We start from the raw sequence: 18,058 nt of genomic DNA on the forward strand, positions 1-18,058 counted from the left end.
GTTTGCAGTCACTTCCCCATACAAGACGATGAGGCATCCGGACAAAGGCGTCCGTCCCCGCAGGGGGGCGGACGCTTTTTTTATGGGCCCCTCGTCAGACACATGACAAGGAGCAAGGGAATGAAGACCACCTGTGCCTATTGCGGAGTGGGGTGCGGCATCCGGCTGAGCCGGGAGGGAGACAACTGGCAGTTGCAGGGGGATGAGCAGCATCCGGCCAACGGCGGCGCCCTGTGCGTCAAGGGGGCCAGCCTGCTGGAGAGCCTGGCCTTTCCCGACCGCCTGCTCTATCCGCGCTGGATGGGGCAGCGCATCGGCTGGGAGGAGGCCCTGGACACCCTGGCGGAGCGCTTTGCCGCCATCCTGGCCGAGTCCGGGCCGGATGCCATCGGCATCTATCTGTCGGGCCAGCTCACCACCGAGGATTACTACGTCGCCAACAAGCTGATGAAGGGGTACCTCGGCAGTGCCAACGTGGACACCAACTCCCGGCTCTGCATGTCGTCGGCGGTGGTGGCCCACCAGCGCGCCTTCGGGGAGGATCTGGTGCCCGCCTGTTACGAGGATCTGGCGCTCGCCGATCTGGTGGTGCTCACCGGTGCCAACACCGCCTGGACCCATCCCGTGCTGTTTCGCCGCCTGCAGCAGGCCAGGGCGCGGCGCCCCGAGCTCAAGCTGGTGGTGCTGGATCCCCGCCGCACCATGACGGCGGAGCAGGGGGATCTGCATCTGGCACTCAAACCCGGCAGCGACGTGACGCTCTGGAACGGCCTGTGCCGCTACCTGCTCGATGTAGATGGCTGGGACAAGGCCTATGTGGCGCAGCACGTGAGCGGTTTCGAGGAACTTGCGGGCGCGCTGGACGACCCCGCCTGGCAGTTGGACGAGGTGGCCCGCAGCTGCGGCCTCTCCCGCAGCGATCTGATCGGCTTCTACCAGCTCTTTGCCCGTACCCCCAAGACCGTCACCCTGTTCTGCCAGGGGATCAACCAGTCCAACCAGGGTGTGGACAAGGCCAACGCCATCATCAACGCCCACCTGATGTGCGGTCGCATCGGCAAGCCGGGGGCGGCTCCCTTCTCCATGACGGGGCAACCCAACGCCATGGGAGGGCGTGAGGTGGGGGGGCTCGCGACCCAGCTCGCCGCCCACATGGGCTTTGGCGAGGCCGAGTGCGATCGGGTACAGCGCTTCTGGGGAAGCCCGACCATGGTGCGCGGGCCGGGGCACAAGGCCGTCGAGCTGTTCGAGGCGGTGCACCGGGGGGAGATCCGCGCGCTCTGGGTGCTCGGCACCAACCCGGCGGTCTCCCTGCCGGACGGCAACCGGGTGCGCGAGGCCCTGAGCCGCTGCGAGCTGCTGGTGGTCTCCGAGGTGACGGCCAACACCGACACGGCGCGCCTCGCCCACCTGCTGTTGCCTGCCGCCGCCTGGGGAGAGAAGAGCGGCACCGTCACCAACTCCGAGCGCACCATCAGCCGCCAGCGCGCCTTCCTGCCCTTGCCGGGGGAGGCCAGGCCCGACTGGTGGGCCCTGACCCGGCTCGCCCGTCGCCTCGGCTTTGGTGAGGGGTTCGCCTATGAGCACGAGCACGAGATCTTCTGCGAGCATGCCGCCCTCTCAGGGTTTGAGAACGACGGATCCCGCCAGTTCGACATCTCCGGGCTGGCGGGTCTCACCCGTGCCGAATTCGAGGCGTTGGAACCCTTGAGCTGGCCCGTCAACGCCGACTGGCCCCAGGGGAGGGCCCGCCTGTTCGAGGGCGGGCGCTTTGCCACCCCGGATGGCCGGGCCCGCCTGCTGCCCCTGGCCCAGCGCTTCCCCGAGCAGCCAGAAACGCCCCCGCTTGCAGGGGCTGTCTCCCTGCTCCTCAACAGTGGCCGCCTGCGGGATCAGTGGCACACCATGACCCGCACCGGCCATGTGCCCCGGTTGCAGGAGGCCGAGCCCTGGCCCAGGGTGCGGATGGGGGCCGCCAGCCTGCTGGCGCTTGGCGTGAAGGAGGGGGACCTGGTGCGCCTTTGCAACGGGCTTGGGGAGGCGCTGCTGCTGGTGGGACTGGATGAGGGGCTCAGGGAGGGGGAGGCCTTCCTGCCCATGCACTGGACCGACAGCCAGTGCAGCCAGGGGGCGGTCAACCGCCTCATCGCCCCCGTGGTGGATCCCCTTTCCGGCCAGCCGATGTTCAAACAGGGGCGGGTGCAGGCCAGGGCGCAGCTCACCTGCTGGCAAGGGCTCTGGTGTGGCCGTGGTGAGTGGCGCGAGCCGGTGGACTGGTGGGCCAGGCGTCCCCTGCCCGAGGGGAACTGCACCCTGCTGGCCTCCTGGTCAGAGAGCACAGAGAGCCTGTGGCAACGGCTGGGGACCGAGGGGCACTGGCTCAGGCTGCCCATGAAGGAGGGGTGGCTGGCCGTGGCCCTGGCCGGAGATCGTATCGAGGGGATCCTGCTGGTGGGGGCGCGGTGCCCGGACATCAAGGTCGACCTGCTGGCCAGTCTGCTCGGCACGCCGCTCCAGGCGGGGGCCCTGAGCCAGACCCTGAGCCAGGCCCTGGCCGGGGAGAGCCGGCTGGTCTGCTCCTGCCTGCGGGTCTCGGAGCAGAGCATCGTCGATGCCATCACCCGGCAGGGGGTGAGCGAGTTGGTGGGGCTGCAGGCCCTGCTTGGCTGTGGCAGCAACTGCGGCACCTGTCTGCCCGAAATCGACAAGCTGTTGATCAAACATGTTTTCCTGGCATCCGCTTAGTGCGGTGCCAGGACACAAGGAGCCTGAGATGAGCCAAATCAGTCTGGTGGGAGCGGGCCCCGGGCCCCTCGAATTGTTGACCCTGCGCGCCCTGCACTGTCTGGAGGCGGCAGAGGTCGTGGTCTATGACCGCCTGGTGGGGAGCGAGATCCTGGCCCGCATTCCCCACGGGGCGGCCCGCTTCGACGTGGGCAAGCGCTGTGGTGAGCCGAGCCCGACCCAGGAGGAGATCAACGCCCTGCTGCTGGCCCTGGCCCGCACGGGCAAGCGGGTGGTGCGCCTCAAGGGAGGGGATCCCCTGGTGTTCGGGCGCGGTGGCGAGGAGGCGCTGCACCTGGCCCGGCACGGCATTGAGGCCGAGCTGGTGCCGGGGATCACGGCGGCCCTGGGGTGCGCCGCCAGCAGCTTCATTCCCCTGACCCACAGGGGGCTGGCCCGCTCCCTGACCCTGGTGACGGGGCACCTGATGGACGAGCGCGACTATCAAGGCTGGCAGGGGCTGACCCGGGCGGGCCACACCCTGGTGTTCTACATGGGGCTGGAGCGGGCGGCCCGCATTCGGGAAGGGATGTTGAGGGCTGGGGCCCCGGGCGCGCTGCCGGTGGCCCTGGTGGTGGCTGGCAGCAGCCCCCGCCAGCAGGTGCACGAGGCCACGCTCGATGGCCTGGAGCAGGCCGCCCGTGCCCTGCTGGGCCAGAGCCCGGTGCTGATCATCATGGGGGAGGTGGTGCGGCTGCGCGCCGAGCTGCAGGGACTGCTGACGGAGGCCCTGGAACGGGTCGCCTGAGGGGCGATTTTCCCTCTACCCCCACTACCTCCTGATAGATAAAAAGGAGGTAGATTCAAAGAGTTGGCCTTCATGTTGCGGCATTTTCGCCAGACAGAACGCGATCGTCGCCGGCAAGGAGCGCCATGACCACTTTTTCCACCCGGGGCCAGGACGGCCCCGCTTCCCGGCTGTTGATCCACGCCGATGACCCGGGCCAGGCGAACCGCCTGGCCCTGCTGGTCAGTCACTACGGCCATCAGCCCGGGATCCTCGATACCCGCCAGTTGCTGACTCCGACGCAGAGGGGGGATGCCCTGCTCGTCAGTTGCCGCCAGTTCAGCGCCGAGGTACGCCTTGGCCTCTCCCTTTGGCCCGACATGCCGCGGCTCTTGTTCTGCGAGCGGCTGGGGGGCGATACCCAGCTCGCCCTGTTGCAGCAGGGGGTGTTGCTGGTGCCCCACCCTTGCGGCGAGCGTGAGCCGGTGGAGCAGTGGCTGCGCCTGGCCCGCAGTCAGCTCGCCATGGTGCAGGCCCTGATGCAGACCGAGAGCGAGCTACGCCAGAAGCTGGAGGATAGGCGGCTCATCGAGCAGGCCAAGGGACGCCTGATGCGCCATCAGGGGTTGGACGAGGACGAGGCCTATCGCCTGATGCGCAGCACCGCCATGAGCCGTCACCTGAGCCTGGGGGAGCTGGCGCGGCAACTGCTGCAGGCTTTGCCCGCCTGAGCGCTCCAGTGGCCAACCGTTTTGGTGCAACTGCGCCTAATTGAGGCAAATTTGAGGGAGGATCAGGGCACCACAGGCCGCAAAGGGCCGCCTGATGCACCCTGGACGAGCTGGCACGGAAAGTGAATAACAAAAACACGATAGCAATGAAGTAACGATGCGCAGTGAGGGGCCGGTCAGGTCACTCACCCGCAACAGGGCAAAGAAGCCCCGCCGATCCCGGATCGGCGGGGCTTTTTTTTGGTCGCGACGCACCTTGGGTCGCAGCGCTGCAACGAGGTGGCACTGCGATTCCAGGCAGCCTGGCGCCATGGCCCTGACCCGGAACCGAGGGAGGAGATGCAATGAACGGACGACAAGGATGTGCGGGGCTGCTGCTGGCGGCGTTGTCGCTGCCGGTGCTGGCACTGGGAGCCCCGGAGCAGGAGGAGCTCAGGCTCGGCTTCATCAAGCTGACCGACATGGCGCCGCTGGCGGTGGCCTACGAGCGGGGCTATTTCGAGGATGAGGGACTCTACGTCACCCTCGAAGCCCAGGCGAACTGGAAGATCCTGCTGGATCGGGTGATAGACGGCGAGCTGGACGGTGCCCAGATGCTGGCGGGCCAGCCCCTGGCGGCCCACATCGGCATCGGCACCCAGGCCGAGCTGGTGACGGCGTTTGCCATGGATCTCAACGGCAACGCCATCACGGTGGCCAACAGCGTCTGGGCCGCCATGGCGCCCCGGTTGCCCAGGCCGCAGGCGGGCCAGGTGCCGCCCCCGGTGAGCGCCGCCGCCCTCAAGCCCGTGGTGGCGGAGTATCGTCAGGAGGGCAAGCCCTTCAACATGGGGATGGTCTTCCCCGTCTCCCCCCACAACTACGAGCTGAGGTACTGGCTGGCGGCAGGCGGCCTACACCCCGGTTTCTATGCGCCCAAGCTTGGGGACAACTCGGGCCAGCGCCAGGCGGACGTGCTGCTGTCGGTGACGCCGCCCCCCCAGATGCCCGCCACCCTGGAGGCGGGGACCATCGCCGGCTACAGCGTGGGGGAGCCCTGGAACCAGCAGGCGGTCGCCAGGGGCATAGGGGTGCCCGTCATCACGGATAACGAGATCTGGCGCAACAACCCGGAGAAGGTGTTCGGCGTCACCCGGCAGTGGGCCGAGCGTCACCCCAACACCCATGTGCGGCTGGTGAAGGCGCTGCTGCGGGCGGCCTGGTGGCTGGATGCAGACGACAACGGCAACCGGCGCGCGGCGGCCAAGCTGCTTGCCAAACCCGAGTACGTGGGGGCGGACGAGCAGGTGATCGCGAACTCCATGACGGGCACCTTCGAGTACGCCAGGGGAGACAAGCGTCAGGTGCCGGATTTCAACGTCTTCTTCCGCCACCACGCCACCTATCCCTACTACTCCGACGCCATCTGGTACCTGACCCAGATGCGGCGCTGGGGCCAGATCCCCGAAGCCAGGCCGGACGCCTGGTTCGAGCAGGTGGCCAAGGCCGTCTATCAACCGGATGTCTATCGCCAGGCCGCCGAGGCCCTCATCGCCGAGGGCAAGCTCAAGGCCAGTGACTTCCCGGACTTTGCCAGCGAGCAGGGCTATCGCGGCCCCCAGGATGGCTTCATCGACGGCCTCATCTACGACGGCCGCCACCCCAACGCCTACCTGCAACAGTTCGCCATCGGCCTCAAGGGCGATGAGCGGGTGCAATGAGCAAGGAGATCCCGATGAAACGACACACATGGCCCCTCATCCATTTAAAAGCCATCAACTGGAAAATCATGGTGCAGCCCCTGCTCGGCGTGCTGCTCTTCCTCGGCCTCTGGCAGTGGGGGGCGAGCCAGGTGCAGACCAGTCTGGGCACCCTGCCGGGGCCGCTCGCCACCGTCAGCCAGCTCTGGTCCCTCGGGCAGGAGCATCTGCAGGAGCGGGAGAAGGCGGCGGCCTTCCTCGAACGCCAGCAGGTGCGCAACGCCGAGCGACTGGCGGCGGATCCGGCGGCCGAGGTGAAGCTGCGTCCCTACACAGGACGTCCCACCTTCTTCGATCAGATAGCCACCAGCCTGCTCACCGTGCTGTGCGGCTTCGCGCTGGCGACCCTGATCGCCATTCCGTGCGGGGTGCTGCTCGGCATGAATCAGGGGCTCTATCGCGCCGCCAACCCGGTGATCCAGCTGCTCAAGCCGGTGTCGCCGCTGGCCTGGCTGCCCCTCATCACGCTAGTGGTGAGCGCCCTCTACGCCAATCCCGCCCCCTGGCTTGCCAAGTCCTTCCTCACCTCGGCCCTGACGGTGACTCTCTGCTCCCTCTGGCCGACCCTGATCAACACGGCGGTGGGGGTGGCGGGGCTGGATGGGGATCTGCACAACGTCAGCCGGGTGCTGCGTCTCTCCTTTGTGACCCACGTGCGGCGCATCGTGCTGCCCGGGGCCCTGCCCATGATCTTCACCGGGCTGCGGCTCTCCCTGGGGGTGGCCTGGATGGTGCTGATCGCGGCGGAGATGCTGGCCCAGAACCCGGGGCTCGGCAAGTTCGTGTGGGACGAGTTCCAGAGCGGTGGCTCGGCCTCCCTGGCCCGCATCATGGTGGCGGTGATCACCATAGGCCTCATCGGCTGCGCCCTGGACAGGGGCATGCTGGCCCTGCAGCAGTGGTTGTCCTGGGACAAGCGCCAGGTGCTGCGTTAATCACATTTCTATTCAGGCAGGAGAAGAGCCAATGAAGAGTTATCTGGAGATAAGCGACGTCGGCATCTCGTTCGAGACGGAGCAGGGCAGCTTCGAGGCCTTGAGCCGGGTCAACCTGCGCATCGAGAAGGGGGAGTTCGTCTCCCTCATCGGTCACTCGGGCTGCGGCAAGAGCACGGTGCTCAACCTGGTGGCCGGGCTGCTGGAGCCGACCCTGGGGGGCATCATTCTCGATGGTCGCGAGGTGGCGGGCCCGGGGCCCGAGCGGGCCATGGTGTTCCAGAACCACGCCCTGCTGCCCTGGCTCAGCGTCCAGCAGAACGTGGCGCTGGCGGTGGCCCAGGTGGAGTCTGACAAGCGGGCGGTGGCGGAGCGGGTGGACTACTACCTCTCCCTGGTGCAGATGGATCACGCCAGCCAGAAGATGCCCCACGAGCTGTCGGGGGGGATGAAGCAGCGGGTCGGCATCGCCCGCGCCCTCTCGCTCTCCCCCAAGGTGCTGCTGATGGATGAACCGTTCGGCGCCCTCGATGCCCTGACCCGGGCCCATCTGCAGGATGCCCTGATGGCGATCCAAGCGGAGCTTGGCAACACCGTCATCATGATCACCCACGACGTGGACGAGGCGGTGCTGCTCTCTGATCGCATCGTCATGATGACCAATGGCCCCAGCGCTACCGTCGGGGAGATCCTGACCGTGGACCTGCCAAGGCCCAGAGACAGGGTCGCCCTGGCGGACGATCCCCACTACCACAAGCTGCGTCAGCAGGTGCTGCGCTTCCTCTACGAGAAGCAACGCAAGGTGACCCCCCTCAAGGCAGCCGGGCAGGTGCGCAGCAAGCTGCGCGCCTGAGCCCGCCGGATTCAAGGAAGAGAGACATGACTGACAAAGAGCAACAGTGGGTGACAGGGGGCGGCATGGACCTGCTCGGTCGCCAGAGCGCCGGATCCGCTGAAAAGCAACGTCTGCTGGTGGTGGGCAACGGTATGGTGGGTCATCACTTCGCCGAGCAGCTGGTGGCGGCGGGCGGCCTCGAGCGGTTCGACGTGACGGTGTTTGGCGCCGAGCCTGACGCCGCCTACGACAGGGTGCACCTCTCCGAGGTATTCGGCGGCAAGGCGCCCCAGGCCCTGCGCATGGCCGACCCCGCCTGGTATGAAGAGAGCGGCATAACGCTGCGGCTGGGGGCCGAGGTGGAGGTGCTCGACCGGGCCACCCGCACCCTGACGCTGGCCAACGGCGAGCAGTTCCCTTACGACCGTCTGGTGCTGGCGACCGGCTCTGTGCCCTTCGTGCCCCCCATCCCCGGCCATCAGCGAGAGGGCTGCTTTGTCTACCGTACCCTGGGAGATCTCGCCGCCATCCGCGATGCCTGCGCCCAGGCCCGCAGCGGCGTGGTCATCGGTGGCGGCCTGCTGGGGCTGGAGGCGGCCAACGCCCTGCGCCTGCTCGGGCTCAAGACCCAGGTGGTGGAGTTCGCCCCCAGGCTGATGCCGGTGCAGCTCGACGAGAGCGGCGGCGCCGTGCTGCGGGACAAGATCCAGGCCCTCGGGGTCGAGGTGCTGGTGGAGAAAGCCACCGAGTGCATCGAGCAGGGGGAGCAGGCCCGTCATCGCCTGCGTTTCAAGGACGGTTCCCACATTGAGACCGACGTGCTGCTGTTCTCGGCGGGGATCCGCCCCGCCGATACCCTGGCCCGGCAATCCGGGCTGGAGGTCGGGGAGCGCGGCGGCATCTGCATCGACGACGGCTGCCACAGTTCGGATCCCGCCATCCTCGCCATCGGCGAATGCGCGCTCTGGCAGGGGCGCATCTTCGGCCTGGTGGCTCCCGGCTACCAGATGGCCCGGGCCGCCGTGGCCAGTCTGTGCGGCGGCGAGACCCGCTTTATCGGGGCCGACATGTCCACCAAGCTCAAGCTGATGGGGGTGGACGTGGGCTCCATCGGCGATGCCCACGCCAGCACCGCCGGCGCCCAGGAGTTGCTGCTGCTGGACAGGGTCAAGGGCATCTACAAGAAGCTGGTGACCGACGGCGAGGGCAATCGGCTGCTCGGCGCCATCCTGGTGGGGGACGGGGCCGATTACGAGCGGCTGCTGCAGTACTACCAGAACGGGGTGGCGCTGCCCCAGCCGCCGCTCTCCCTGCTGGTGGGGGAGGTCGGGGCCGCCCCCGCGCCCCTGGTGCTGCCGGACAGCGCCATCCTCTGCTCCTGCCACAACGTGAGCAAAGGGGACGTGGTGGCCGCCGTTCGGGCGGGCAATCACGAGCTGTCGGCGGTGAAGAGCTGTACCAAGGCCGGCACGGGTTGCGGCGGTTGCAGCAACCTGCTCAAGCAGGTGGTGGATCAGACCCTGGCGGACCTTGGCGTCGAGGCGGACAAGGGGTTGTGCGAGCACTTCGCCTACGGCCGTCAGGAGCTCTATCACCTGGCCCGGGTGGGCGAGCTGAAGAGCTTCGAGGCGCTGCGGGACAAGCACGGCCAGGGGCTGGGGTGCGACATCTGCAAGCCGACGGTGGCCTCCATCCTGGCGTCCCTCTGGAACGAGCACGTGCTGGAGAAGCCCCACCGCGCGTTGCAGGATACCAACGACGCCTTCCTTGCGAACCTGCAAAAGGACGGCACCTATTCGGTGGTGCCGCGTATCCCGGGGGGGGAGATCACCCCGGAGGGGCTCATCACCATCGGCGAAGTGGCGCGCAAGTACGGCCTCTACACCAAGATCACCGGCGGCCAGCGCATCGACTTGTTCGGCGCCCGCGTCGACCAGCTGCCCGCCATCTGGGGCGAGCTGGTGGCGGCGGGCTTCGAGACCGGTCAGGCCTACGGCAAGTCGGTGCGCACCGTGAAGTCCTGCGTGGGCTCCACCTGGTGTCGTTACGGGGTGCAGGACTCCATGACCCTGACCCAGACCCTGGAGCACCGCTACAAGGGGCTGCGGGCGCCACACAAGCTGAAGTTTGCGGTCTCCGGCTGCACCCGGGAGTGCGCCGAGGCCCAGAGCAAGGACATCGGCGTCATCGCCACCGAGCGGGGCTGGAACCTCTATGTGTGTGGCAACGGCGGCATGCGGCCGCGCCACGCGGACCTCTTTGCCACGGATCTCGACGAGCAGACCCTGATCCGCTACATCGACCGGCTGCTGATGTTCTATGTGCGCACCGGGGACAGGCAGCAACGCACCTCGGTCTGGATGGAGAACATGGAAGGGGGGCTCGACTATCTCAGGTCGGTGATCATCGAGGACAGGCTCGGCATCGGTGCCGAGCTGGAGGCCATGATGGAGGGGATCGTCGGCACCTGGCAGTGCGAGTGGAAGAGCACATTGGCGGATCCGGACAAGCTCAAGCTGTTCGAGGCCTTCGTCAACCGGCCCGAGGACGAGACGCCGCCGCGCCGTGAGGAGCGGGGGCAATGGGTGCCGGATATCGCTGTCAAGGAAGTGGTATGAGCGGGGGCAACGGGTTGCACGCCCGCCATCAGCATCAAGGAGGTGGTATGAAGGATTTCAAGGAGGGCACAGCGCACCTTGAGCATGGGCAGTGGCACCGGGTGTGCGAGCTGGCGGCGCTGCCGGAGCAGGCCGGGCGCAGCGCCTGGCTGGAGGGGCGGGTACTGGCGCTGTTTCGCCTCGGGGAGCATGTCTATGCCCTGGACGGGGTGGACCCCCTGGCCGGCGTCGCCGTGCTGGGGCGTGGCCTGGTGGGGGATGCCGGTGGGGAGCCCGTGGTGGCCTCGCCGCTGTACAAGCAGCGCTACGCCCTGATGGACGGTCGCTGTCTGGACGATCCTGCCCTGAGCGTCGCCTGCTGGCCGGTGCGGCTGGAGGGGAGCGAGGTCTGGGTACAGCTGGGGTGAGTGGCCCATCTGAAAACCATGTTGTGATCGCCGGGCACTGCCCGGTGATTTTTTGTGCGCGACCCGACATTTCTTGTACGAGAGGATGGCGGAAAAACGTTTTTCGGAAATAATGGACAAACGTTTGCAACTGGATGTTTGTCTATGACGGAACGTGAGCAAGAGATCCTCGCCCTGCTGCGCCAGGATCCCATGATTGCCCAGCAGGAGCTGGCGGACAGGCTCGGCATCAGCCGCTCCGCGCTGGCGAGCCACATCTCCAGCCTGATGCGCCAGGGCTATGTGCATGGGCGCGGCTATGTGCTGCGCGAAGGCCCCTACGCCGTGGTGATCGGCGGCGCCAACATGGATATCTGTGGCTGCAGCCACGACAACCTGCGCATCGGGGATTCCAACCCGGGCCGGGTACGTACCTCCGCAGGCGGGGTGGGGCGCAACATCGCCGAGAACCTGGCGCGCCTTGGCACCGATACTCGCCTGCTGACTGCGGTGGGCAACGATCAATACGGCCACCACCTGCTGGAGGTGAGCCAGCGCGCCGGGGTCGATGTGCGCCAGGTGCTGGTGCTGGAGGGTCAATCGACCTCCTGCTATCTCAGCCTGCACGATGGCAGCGGCGAGATGAGCTGCGCCGTCAACGACATGGGGATCATCGAGCAGCTCACCCCGGCCCGGCTCACCCCCCTGAGCGGTTTTCTCGGTGCGGCCCGGCTCTGGGTGCTCGACACCAACCTCGCCACCCACACCCTGGACTGGTTGTTCGAGCGCCAGGGGGAGCACATCATCTTCGTGGACACCGTGTCGGTGGCCAAGGTGGAGAAGATCCGCCCCTGGCTGCACCGCATCCACACCCTCAAACCCAACCGCAGCGAGGCGGAGCAGCTGTGCGGCTTCACCATCGGGGGGCCCGACACCTGGCCCATGGCGGCGGCCTGGTTCCACCGCGCCGGGGTGCAGCGGCTCTTCCTGAGCCTCGGCGATCAGGGGATCTTCTATAGCGACGGGGCCTGCCAGGGCCATCTGCCCGTGCTCGGCAGCCCGGTCGTCAACGTGACCGGCGGCGGCGATGCCTTCATGGCAGGGCTGGCCCACGCCTGGTTGCAGGAGCAGGGCATCATGGAGACAACCCGGTTCGCCCTCGGTTGCGCCGCCCTCACCGTCAATTGTTCCGATACCGTCTTTTCCGGCCTATCCAAGGCCGCCGTTGAACGCATGCTGGAGGAGTACCCATGTTGAACGCTTACCTCGATATCCAACCTGAAGTTGCCGCCGCGCTGGCCGCCGGCAAGCCGGTGGTGGCCCTGGAGTCCACCATCATCTCCCACGGCATGCCCTATCCGCAGAACGTGGAGACGGCGCGCCAGGTGGAGCAGGTGGTGCGGGACAACGGCGCCGTGCCGGCCACCATCGCCATCATCGATGGCCGCCTCAAGGTGGGTCTGGATGCGGGGGCCCTGGAGGCGCTGGGCCGGGCCGGTCATGTCGCCACCAAGTGCAGCCGCCGCGACATTCCCTTCGTGCTGGCCAACAAGGGGCTGGGGGCGACCACGGTGGCCTCCACCATGATAGTGGCCGCCATGGCCGGGATCCGGGTGTTCGCCACCGGCGGCATCGGCGGCGTGCATCGCGGCGCCCAGGAGACCTTCGACATCTCGGCTGACCTGCAGGAATTCGCCCAGACCCCGGTGGCCGTGGTTTGCGCCGGTGCCAAGTCAATCCTCGACATCGGTCTGACCCTGGAGTACCTGGAGACTCAGGGGGTGCCGGTGATCGGCTACCAGACCGAGGAGCTGCCCGCCTTCTACACCCGGGAAAGCGGCTTCAAGGTGGATTACCGCCTGGAGAGCCCGGCGGCGATCGCGCAGGCGCTGCGTCTGAAGTGGGAGCTGGGGCTGGCTGGGGGCGCCGTGGTGGCCAACCCGATCCCGACCCAGTTTGCCATGCCCAAGGCCGACATCGACGCCGCCATTGCCCAGGCACTGCGAGAGGCGGACGAGCAGGGGGTGAAGGGCAAGGAGTCCACCCCCTTCCTGCTGGCCCGGGTGTGCGAGCTGACCGGTGGCAACTCCCTGGCGGCCAATATCCAGCTGGTGCTGAACAACGCCGCGCTGGGGGCGCGCATCGCTGCCAGTCTGTAAACACCTTTGCGAAAGATGCAAAAGAGGGCCAACAGGCCCTCTTTTTATTGCGCGAATCGGTGAGATAACCCCCTTATTCCAGCACCAGTCGCCCGTTGAGAGGTTGGACGGGGCGGTTGTTGGGGTGGTGCATCACCGCCTTGAAGGCATCGATCTGGGCCTGGCTGGCCTGGACCGGCTCCTTCATCACCAGCCAGCGCACTCCTTCCGAGCAGGGTGGGGTGGTCAGGGACCCGCTGAAGCGGTAGTAGTCGTGCTGGGCGGGCAGCAGTTGCTCTGCCGAGATGGGTTCCTTGAAGGCATGGAGCTCCCCCGCCTTGGCTGGCAGCACCTGCCAGGCCTGGCTCAGTGCCCCATTGGCCTGGCCCGGCTCGAACATCACGGCGACCACCGCCAGCTCCCCCTTGTCATTGGCATGGACCAGGTGACCCTCCAGGGGGTAGGACCTGCCTTCGATGAGGTTTTCGCTGGGGGCGTGGAAGTGGAACTGCTTGAGCTCGAAGTGCATGCCGTCGAGCTCAAGGGTGCTGCCGGGGGCATAGTTGACCTGCACCGTGTGGCCGTTGTTGACCAGCGTCTTGCCACCCGCCTGATAGTGGAACTGCAGGGGGGCCAGATCGGCCTTCACCAGACCCGAGAGGTTGACCGGCGACTGGTTGCTGCCGGCACACTGGCCATATTCCGGGGTCAGGCTGGCCCATTTCGCCGGGCCGGCCTCGCCGCTGTATTCCCAGTGTGTGGTGGCGGCAAAGGCGGCAGGGCAGAGCAGCAGGGCGCCAGCCAGCAGGGACTTTTTCATCATGCATCCTTATCCTGATTGAAAAGCACGGCCATTCCTGGCCTTCCGGCAGGAAGGCCAGGAATGGCATCGTTGGAAACGCAGGGTACGCGGTGCCAGACCGGATTAATTGTTATGAAAGGTCTGTCGTCATCGTTATTTGAAGCGTGGCATGAGGCTGCGTCATGATGTATTCCGGCAACGGGGCACGCTTATTCATGAAGGAGAAATCCTGCGGGCATTTTTGCCATGAACGGCCCCCTTTCATGGCGCCCCAAATAGATGACGGGCTGATTCTAGAGGGCTTTTCATGGCTTCGTTTGATCTCGAGCAAACAAGCGCGGACTAATTATCGGGCTTGAGGATCCCTTATTTCGTTGGGTTTTTTCGATATTCCCTGACCCGGCCAGGGGCGTGCGTGGCGGGAGCCGGGCGCTGCGCTGACAGAGTGCCTCGGTGTTGACCCCTTATCTCTCTGATAGTGCTGGAGAAATTCCCCCCTCAGCACAGTGACAGCGGGATGACAATCCCCCGGTTGGCGGCGCCTTGTTTGCGGTTTTGCCGTTCTCTTCACATTTCCGGATTGCTCGCTATTTGTGCGATTGCCTTACTCATCCGACCTGGTGTCAAATCACTCCGCCTAACACAAGGAGTGGCATAATAATGAATAATATCAATAAATTAGTTCTGGCTATCGGATTCACTCTCACCACCTTCCCGAGCCTGGCGGCGGGATTCCAGTGCGGGGAGCACGTCACCCTGGGGGTACCCGGTCAATCCAGTCAGCTGTTGTGCCGGGAGGGCTATGCCGCCGGGTACAACTACGACACCAAGGTCTCTGACTGGGTCTCTTACCGGATGACGGCGACCAGCGCCCAGGGTCAGGTGCCGCGCAAGGATGCCTTCGCCGAGGACAAGGAGGTGCCGGTGCAGTTTCGCGCCACCCTGGCCGACTACAAGGGCTCGGGCTATGACCGCGGCCACCAGGCACCGGCGGCGGACATGCGCTCCACCGCCAACACCATGAAGCAGAGCTTCCTGCTGACCAACATGACCCCGCAACTGCCGGCGCTCAACCAGGGGGCCTGGCGCATCCTGGAGGAGAAGACCCGGCAGTGGGCCATCACCTACAAGAGCGTGCAGGTGATCACCGGCCCCATCTTCACCCACTCCGATGGCGCCATCGGCAACGGCGTGACCGTGCCCCACGCCTACTACCGGGTGGTGATGGATCTGGCGGGCAAGCGGGCCATCGCCTTCATCCTGCCGCAAGAGAACGTCTCGGCCAGCAGGCTGGCGGACTATGTGGTGACGGTGGATGAGGTGGAGGAGCAGACCGGGCTCGACTTCTTCACCGAGCTGCCGGATGAGCAGGAAGAGGCCATGGAGTCGCGGCTGTCGGCCATGTGGGGCGGTTAGCGCGTCCGGCAGGGGTAACGGGGGCCCAGGCCCCCGTTACCCACACGGGCCTCCGGCCATTGTCATGGCCCCTGGTACAGGGCCAGTACAGCTTGGGTCTGGCATCGGGCCCTTATCATGACTCCTTTTTTCAGGAGGCATCATGTCAGCGCTGTTTTCCCTTCACTCCTCGTCCACTCTTGCCCGCGCGTTGCGCATCTGCGTACCCATGGCGCTGCTGGGGGCTGCTGTTCCCCCGGCCATGGCCGACGAGGATATCCGCTTGGGGCAGACCATTCTGCTCGGGGTCGGCGATCATCCCGCCATCATTCCCATGCTCGCCTGCCGGCCGACCAAATCCATCATGGTCAAGGCAGGGCGGGAGTTGACCCTGGAGCGGGTCAAGGTGTTCTACGGCAACGATCGCAGCAAGACCCTCTATTTCGACAAAGTGTTGAGAGAGGATCAGGAGTCGGGGTGGCAATCCCTCGGCGGCCGACTCTGCATCAAGCGCATCGAGGTGTACGGCAATTCGGAAGGGAGCAGGGCGGGGGTCAAGGTGTACGGGCGCAAATGAGCAAAGGGCGGGGGAAATCCCCGCCCAGTGCTTATTTCTTCGGGCGGAACGGTTTGATGATGGCCTCGTCGCACTCGAGATAGGGCCCTTCCATCAGGTCGATGCAGTAGGGAATGGCAGGGAAGACCGCATCCAGGCACTCGCGGATCGATTTGGGCTTGCCCGGCAGGTTGACGATGAGCGAGCTGCCGCGCAGGCCGGCGGTCTGGCGCGACAGGATGGCGGTCGGCACGAACTTGAGGGACTCGGCCCGCATCAGCTCGCCAAAGCCCGGCATCATGCGATCGCACACCGCCTCGGTGGCCTCCGGGGTCACATCCCGCCTGGCCGGCCCGGTGCCCCCCGTGGTAACGACAAGGCAGCACTGCTCATCGTCCACCAGCCGAACCAGGGTCGCCTCAATCTGATCCTGCTCGTCGGGGATCACCTGATAGACGGGCTCCCATTCCGAGGTCAGGTAGGCGTTCAGGGTGTCGATGATGGCCTTGCCGGAGAGATCTTCGTAGATGCCTGCACTGGCGCGATCGCTGACGGTGACGATACCGATTCTTGCCTTGCTCATGGTCTGCCCTTGGTTGCCGCAATAAAGTGGTAAATAAAATAACATAATCAGTGAGATATGTTAAACCGCAGGATGAGGCAAGGGGAGGGCGTCGAGCCAGGGAGAGAGTCGAATGAAAAACAATTTTGAGGAAAGTCCCTTAATAAGGCATAAGGCCGAGAAAAATGGTGCTGAAATTTTATAAAAAAACTGACGCAGGCCGGATTCGGTTAATTTCATGAATCATAAGGAATAAATGATTTTTTCCGCCAACAATGCGCAATCCGTGCCAAAAACCGGACTCCTGTGGCTCGGCGGTGAATGGCCCAAAATCGCCACCATCCTATATAACCTTCCCTAGGGACAGTGAAATAGTGATGTGCCCGGCGTCGTTCCATTCCATGGGCGAGGTCCGGCCAGGAGGGTATATGGAGCTGCCTGATTTCGATACCCTGAAGTACTGGGCGCTGGCCGAGCCGGAGCGACTCGACGCGCTGCTGCACCAGCAGATAGAGACCCTGATCGCCCAGGTGGGACCAGAGCGGCAACGTCGGTTGCGAGGTCTGCAATTTCGCATCGACTGCCAGCGCCGCCTGGCAAGAAACAACCTCGACAGCTGCATCCGTATCGCCAACATGATGCATGACTCCGTCTACGCCATGCGCCAGCACATTCTGGATCTGCAGAATGAATCTTGTCAGGAAATGGCAGAGCCCCCGCTGCCGGATAATGTGATAGCGTTTTCCAGTTATCTGAAACGGAAATAATTCACGGCCCTGTTCAAGATATAAAAAAACAGGGTTTTTATTAATTTTTTTCACCCCTTCTCAAACAAGTTGTTAAGCAAGTTGGGTGAATTGTTTTTTATTTGCTGCAAATATTCCCCGGGCGGCTGAATAATAGTGACCAGTGCCCGCAGTCCGATAGAGATGGATGAAGGTGTATTTATTTTGGGGTAATATCCAGACACATTTCATCTTGCTATGACTCAAAGGGATCATGAGAAGCATCACACCAGGAAGGGTGCTGTCGCGAGAGCAGCAGACGGAGATCACCCGGATCATCGTCAAGGCGGGCCAGATGCTGGCCCAGTTTGGGGCGGAGAGCCGCATCATCGAGCAGACCACGGTCCGCCTGGGCATGGCGCTCGGGCTGGAGAGCGTCGAGATGGCCATCTCTTCCAGCGCCATCGTCCTCACCAGCCTCTATCAGGGCAGTTGCGTCACCACCACCCGCCGGGTGCGGGAGCACGGCATCAACATGCAGGTGGTGTGCGAAATCCAGCGCATCTGCATCATGACGGAGAAGTCGCTTATCGGTGCGCGCGAGGTACGTCAGCGCCTCGAGGCCATCACGCCGTTCCACTATCACCCCTGGCTGGTGGTGCCCATGGTGGGGCTCTCCTGCGGTGCCTTCAGCCTGCTGTTTGGCGGTGACTGGCCCATCTTCCTGGTGACCTGCTGCTCGGCCTCGGTCGCCATGCGGGTGCGCCAGCTCATTGCCCGCCATCACCACAGCCCCCTCATCAACTTTGCCGCCACCGGGTTTATCGCCACCCTGCTCGCTTCCAGCGCCACCTTCTTCGGCTGGGGCGAACAACCCTATCTCGCCATGGCCGCCAGCGTGTTGCTGCTGGTGCCGGGGTTCCCGCTCATCAATGCGGTCTCCGACATGGTGAAAGGTTACTTCAATATGGGGCTGGCCCGCTGGGGCACGGCGACACTGCTGACCATCAGCGCGGCCATAGGGATCATTCTCGCCATGTCGGTGACCGGCATCTGGGGGTGGAAAGTATGAAGATCTTTGACGTTGTATCGACCCTGTTGATCGGGGCAAACCGGCTATCCATC

Annotated in this window: 16 protein-coding genes; 14 read left to right on the forward strand and 2 right to left on the reverse strand. The window is 65.2% G+C overall.

Annotated elements, in window-relative coordinates:
* Positions 1 to 120: 120 nt before the first annotated feature.
* The 10 genes from AB5Y93_RS09595 to AB5Y93_RS09640 all read left to right on the forward strand — a co-directional run bounded on the left by AB5Y93_RS09595 (position 121) and on the right by AB5Y93_RS09640 (position 12,914).
* Positions 121 to 2,745, forward strand: a complete 2,625-nt coding sequence (locus tag AB5Y93_RS09595) for a molybdopterin-dependent oxidoreductase (RefSeq protein ID WP_368229237.1) — start codon at positions 121 to 123, stop codon at positions 2,743 to 2,745.
* Between the two features lie 28 nt (positions 2,746 to 2,773).
* On the forward strand, positions 2,774 to 3,532 hold the full coding sequence (gene cobA / locus AB5Y93_RS09600; RefSeq protein WP_368229238.1) for a uroporphyrinogen-III C-methyltransferase: 759 nt from the start codon (positions 2,774 to 2,776) through the stop codon (positions 3,530 to 3,532).
* A 125-nt stretch (positions 3,533 to 3,657) separates the two neighbouring features.
* Positions 3,658 to 4,242 carry an ANTAR domain-containing response regulator gene (locus AB5Y93_RS09605; RefSeq protein WP_010675452.1) on the forward strand — a complete coding sequence of 195 codons (585 nt, stop codon included), beginning with the start codon at positions 3,658 to 3,660 and terminating at the stop codon, positions 4,240 to 4,242.
* A gap of 344 nt (positions 4,243 to 4,586) precedes the next feature.
* Positions 4,587 to 5,942, forward strand: coding sequence for a CmpA/NrtA family ABC transporter substrate-binding protein (locus AB5Y93_RS09610; protein ID WP_368229239.1), 1,356 nt, complete (start codon positions 4,587 to 4,589; stop codon positions 5,940 to 5,942).
* Between the two features lie 14 nt (positions 5,943 to 5,956).
* The gene (locus AB5Y93_RS09615; RefSeq protein ID WP_319921308.1) at positions 5,957 to 6,916 is read left to right on the forward strand and encodes an ABC transporter permease; all 960 of its coding nucleotides are present in this window, start codon (positions 5,957 to 5,959) and stop codon (positions 6,914 to 6,916) included.
* 31 nt (positions 6,917 to 6,947) lie between these two features.
* Entirely contained in the window at positions 6,948 to 7,769 is an 822-nt protein-coding gene (locus tag AB5Y93_RS09620) for an ABC transporter ATP-binding protein (protein WP_010675449.1), read from the forward strand.
* 26 nt (positions 7,770 to 7,795) lie between these two features.
* Entirely contained in the window at positions 7,796 to 10,369 is a 2,574-nt protein-coding gene (gene nirB, locus AB5Y93_RS09625) for a nitrite reductase large subunit NirB (RefSeq protein ID WP_368229240.1), read from the forward strand.
* A 47-nt stretch (positions 10,370 to 10,416) separates the two neighbouring features.
* On the forward strand, positions 10,417 to 10,776 hold the full coding sequence (gene nirD / locus AB5Y93_RS09630; protein ID WP_319883778.1) for a nitrite reductase small subunit NirD: 360 nt from the start codon (positions 10,417 to 10,419) through the stop codon (positions 10,774 to 10,776).
* 144 nt (positions 10,777 to 10,920) lie between these two features.
* Entirely contained in the window at positions 10,921 to 12,012 is a 1,092-nt protein-coding gene (locus tag AB5Y93_RS09635) for a PfkB family carbohydrate kinase (protein ID WP_368229241.1), read from the forward strand.
* Entirely contained in the window at positions 12,006 to 12,914 is a 909-nt protein-coding gene (locus AB5Y93_RS09640; RefSeq protein ID WP_368229242.1) for a pseudouridine-5'-phosphate glycosidase, read from the forward strand. The genes AB5Y93_RS09635 and AB5Y93_RS09640 overlap by 7 nt, the downstream gene beginning before the upstream one ends.
* Positions 12,915 to 12,987: 73 nt before the next feature.
* On the opposite strand, the gene AB5Y93_RS09645 is transcribed toward AB5Y93_RS09640, so the two are convergent.
* The gene (locus tag AB5Y93_RS09645) at positions 12,988 to 13,713 is read right to left on the reverse strand and encodes a carbonic anhydrase (protein ID WP_261999763.1); all 726 of its coding nucleotides are present in this window, start codon (positions 13,711 to 13,713) and stop codon (positions 12,988 to 12,990) included.
* Positions 13,714 to 14,355: 642 nt separating this feature from the next.
* Between AB5Y93_RS09645 and AB5Y93_RS09650 the strand changes: the two genes are divergently transcribed.
* Together AB5Y93_RS09650 and AB5Y93_RS09655 are read left to right on the forward strand one after the other, a co-directional pair.
* Positions 14,356 to 15,111, forward strand: coding sequence for a DNA/RNA non-specific endonuclease (locus AB5Y93_RS09650; RefSeq protein ID WP_128296741.1), 756 nt, complete (start codon positions 14,356 to 14,358; stop codon positions 15,109 to 15,111).
* 208 nt (positions 15,112 to 15,319) lie between these two features.
* Positions 15,320 to 15,667, forward strand: a complete 348-nt coding sequence (locus tag AB5Y93_RS09655) for a DUF2541 domain-containing protein (protein WP_368229244.1) — start codon at positions 15,320 to 15,322, stop codon at positions 15,665 to 15,667.
* 31 nt (positions 15,668 to 15,698) lie between these two features.
* Here AB5Y93_RS09655 and mog read toward each other — a convergent pair whose 3' ends face one another.
* Positions 15,699 to 16,229: a molybdopterin adenylyltransferase gene (mog, locus tag AB5Y93_RS09660; RefSeq protein ID WP_041212474.1), complete on the reverse strand. Its 531-nt coding sequence runs from the start codon at positions 16,227 to 16,229 to the stop codon at positions 15,699 to 15,701.
* A gap of 407 nt (positions 16,230 to 16,636) precedes the next feature.
* On the opposite strand from mog, the gene AB5Y93_RS09665 reads away from it, so the two are divergent.
* Entirely contained in the window at positions 16,637 to 16,975 is a 339-nt protein-coding gene (locus tag AB5Y93_RS09665; protein WP_010675440.1) for a DUF3135 domain-containing protein, read from the forward strand.
* Between the two features lie 232 nt (positions 16,976 to 17,207).
* Complete coding sequence (locus AB5Y93_RS09670) at positions 17,208 to 18,005, forward strand: threonine/serine exporter ThrE family protein (protein ID WP_042014428.1); 798 nt, start codon at positions 17,208 to 17,210, stop codon at positions 18,003 to 18,005.
* The last annotated feature ends 53 nt before the right edge of the window (positions 18,006 to 18,058 follow it).

The organism is Aeromonas sp. R10-1, from assembly GCF_040908465.1.
GTDB lineage: Bacteria > Pseudomonadota > Gammaproteobacteria > Enterobacterales > Aeromonadaceae > Aeromonas > Aeromonas caviae.

Coding starts and splice junctions, on each gene's coding strand:
- AB5Y93_RS09595 (WP_368229237.1), top strand. CDS start 121: ATGAAGACCACCTGTGCCTATTGCGGAGTGGGGTGCGGCATCCGGCTG.
- cobA (WP_368229238.1), top strand. CDS start 2,774: ATGAGCCAAATCAGTCTGGTGGGAGCGGGCCCCGGGCCCCTCGAATTG.
- AB5Y93_RS09605 (WP_010675452.1), top strand. CDS start 3,658: ATGACCACTTTTTCCACCCGGGGCCAGGACGGCCCCGCTTCCCGGCTG.
- AB5Y93_RS09610 (WP_368229239.1), top strand. CDS start 4,587: ATGAACGGACGACAAGGATGTGCGGGGCTGCTGCTGGCGGCGTTGTCG.
- AB5Y93_RS09615 (WP_319921308.1), top strand. CDS start 5,957: ATGAAACGACACACATGGCCCCTCATCCATTTAAAAGCCATCAACTGG.
- AB5Y93_RS09620 (WP_010675449.1), top strand. CDS start 6,948: ATGAAGAGTTATCTGGAGATAAGCGACGTCGGCATCTCGTTCGAGACG.
- nirB (WP_368229240.1), top strand. CDS start 7,796: ATGACTGACAAAGAGCAACAGTGGGTGACAGGGGGCGGCATGGACCTG.
- nirD (WP_319883778.1), top strand. CDS start 10,417: ATGAAGGATTTCAAGGAGGGCACAGCGCACCTTGAGCATGGGCAGTGG.
- AB5Y93_RS09635 (WP_368229241.1), top strand. CDS start 10,921: ATGACGGAACGTGAGCAAGAGATCCTCGCCCTGCTGCGCCAGGATCCC.
- AB5Y93_RS09640 (WP_368229242.1), top strand. CDS start 12,006: ATGTTGAACGCTTACCTCGATATCCAACCTGAAGTTGCCGCCGCGCTG.
- AB5Y93_RS09645 (WP_261999763.1), bottom strand. CDS start 13,713: ATGAAAAAGTCCCTGCTGGCTGGCGCCCTGCTGCTCTGCCCTGCCGCC.
- AB5Y93_RS09650 (WP_128296741.1), top strand. CDS start 14,356: ATGAATAATATCAATAAATTAGTTCTGGCTATCGGATTCACTCTCACC.
- AB5Y93_RS09655 (WP_368229244.1), top strand. CDS start 15,320: ATGGCGCTGCTGGGGGCTGCTGTTCCCCCGGCCATGGCCGACGAGGAT.
- mog (WP_041212474.1), bottom strand. CDS start 16,229: ATGAGCAAGGCAAGAATCGGTATCGTCACCGTCAGCGATCGCGCCAGT.
- AB5Y93_RS09665 (WP_010675440.1), top strand. CDS start 16,637: ATGGAGCTGCCTGATTTCGATACCCTGAAGTACTGGGCGCTGGCCGAG.
- AB5Y93_RS09670 (WP_042014428.1), top strand. CDS start 17,208: ATGAGAAGCATCACACCAGGAAGGGTGCTGTCGCGAGAGCAGCAGACG.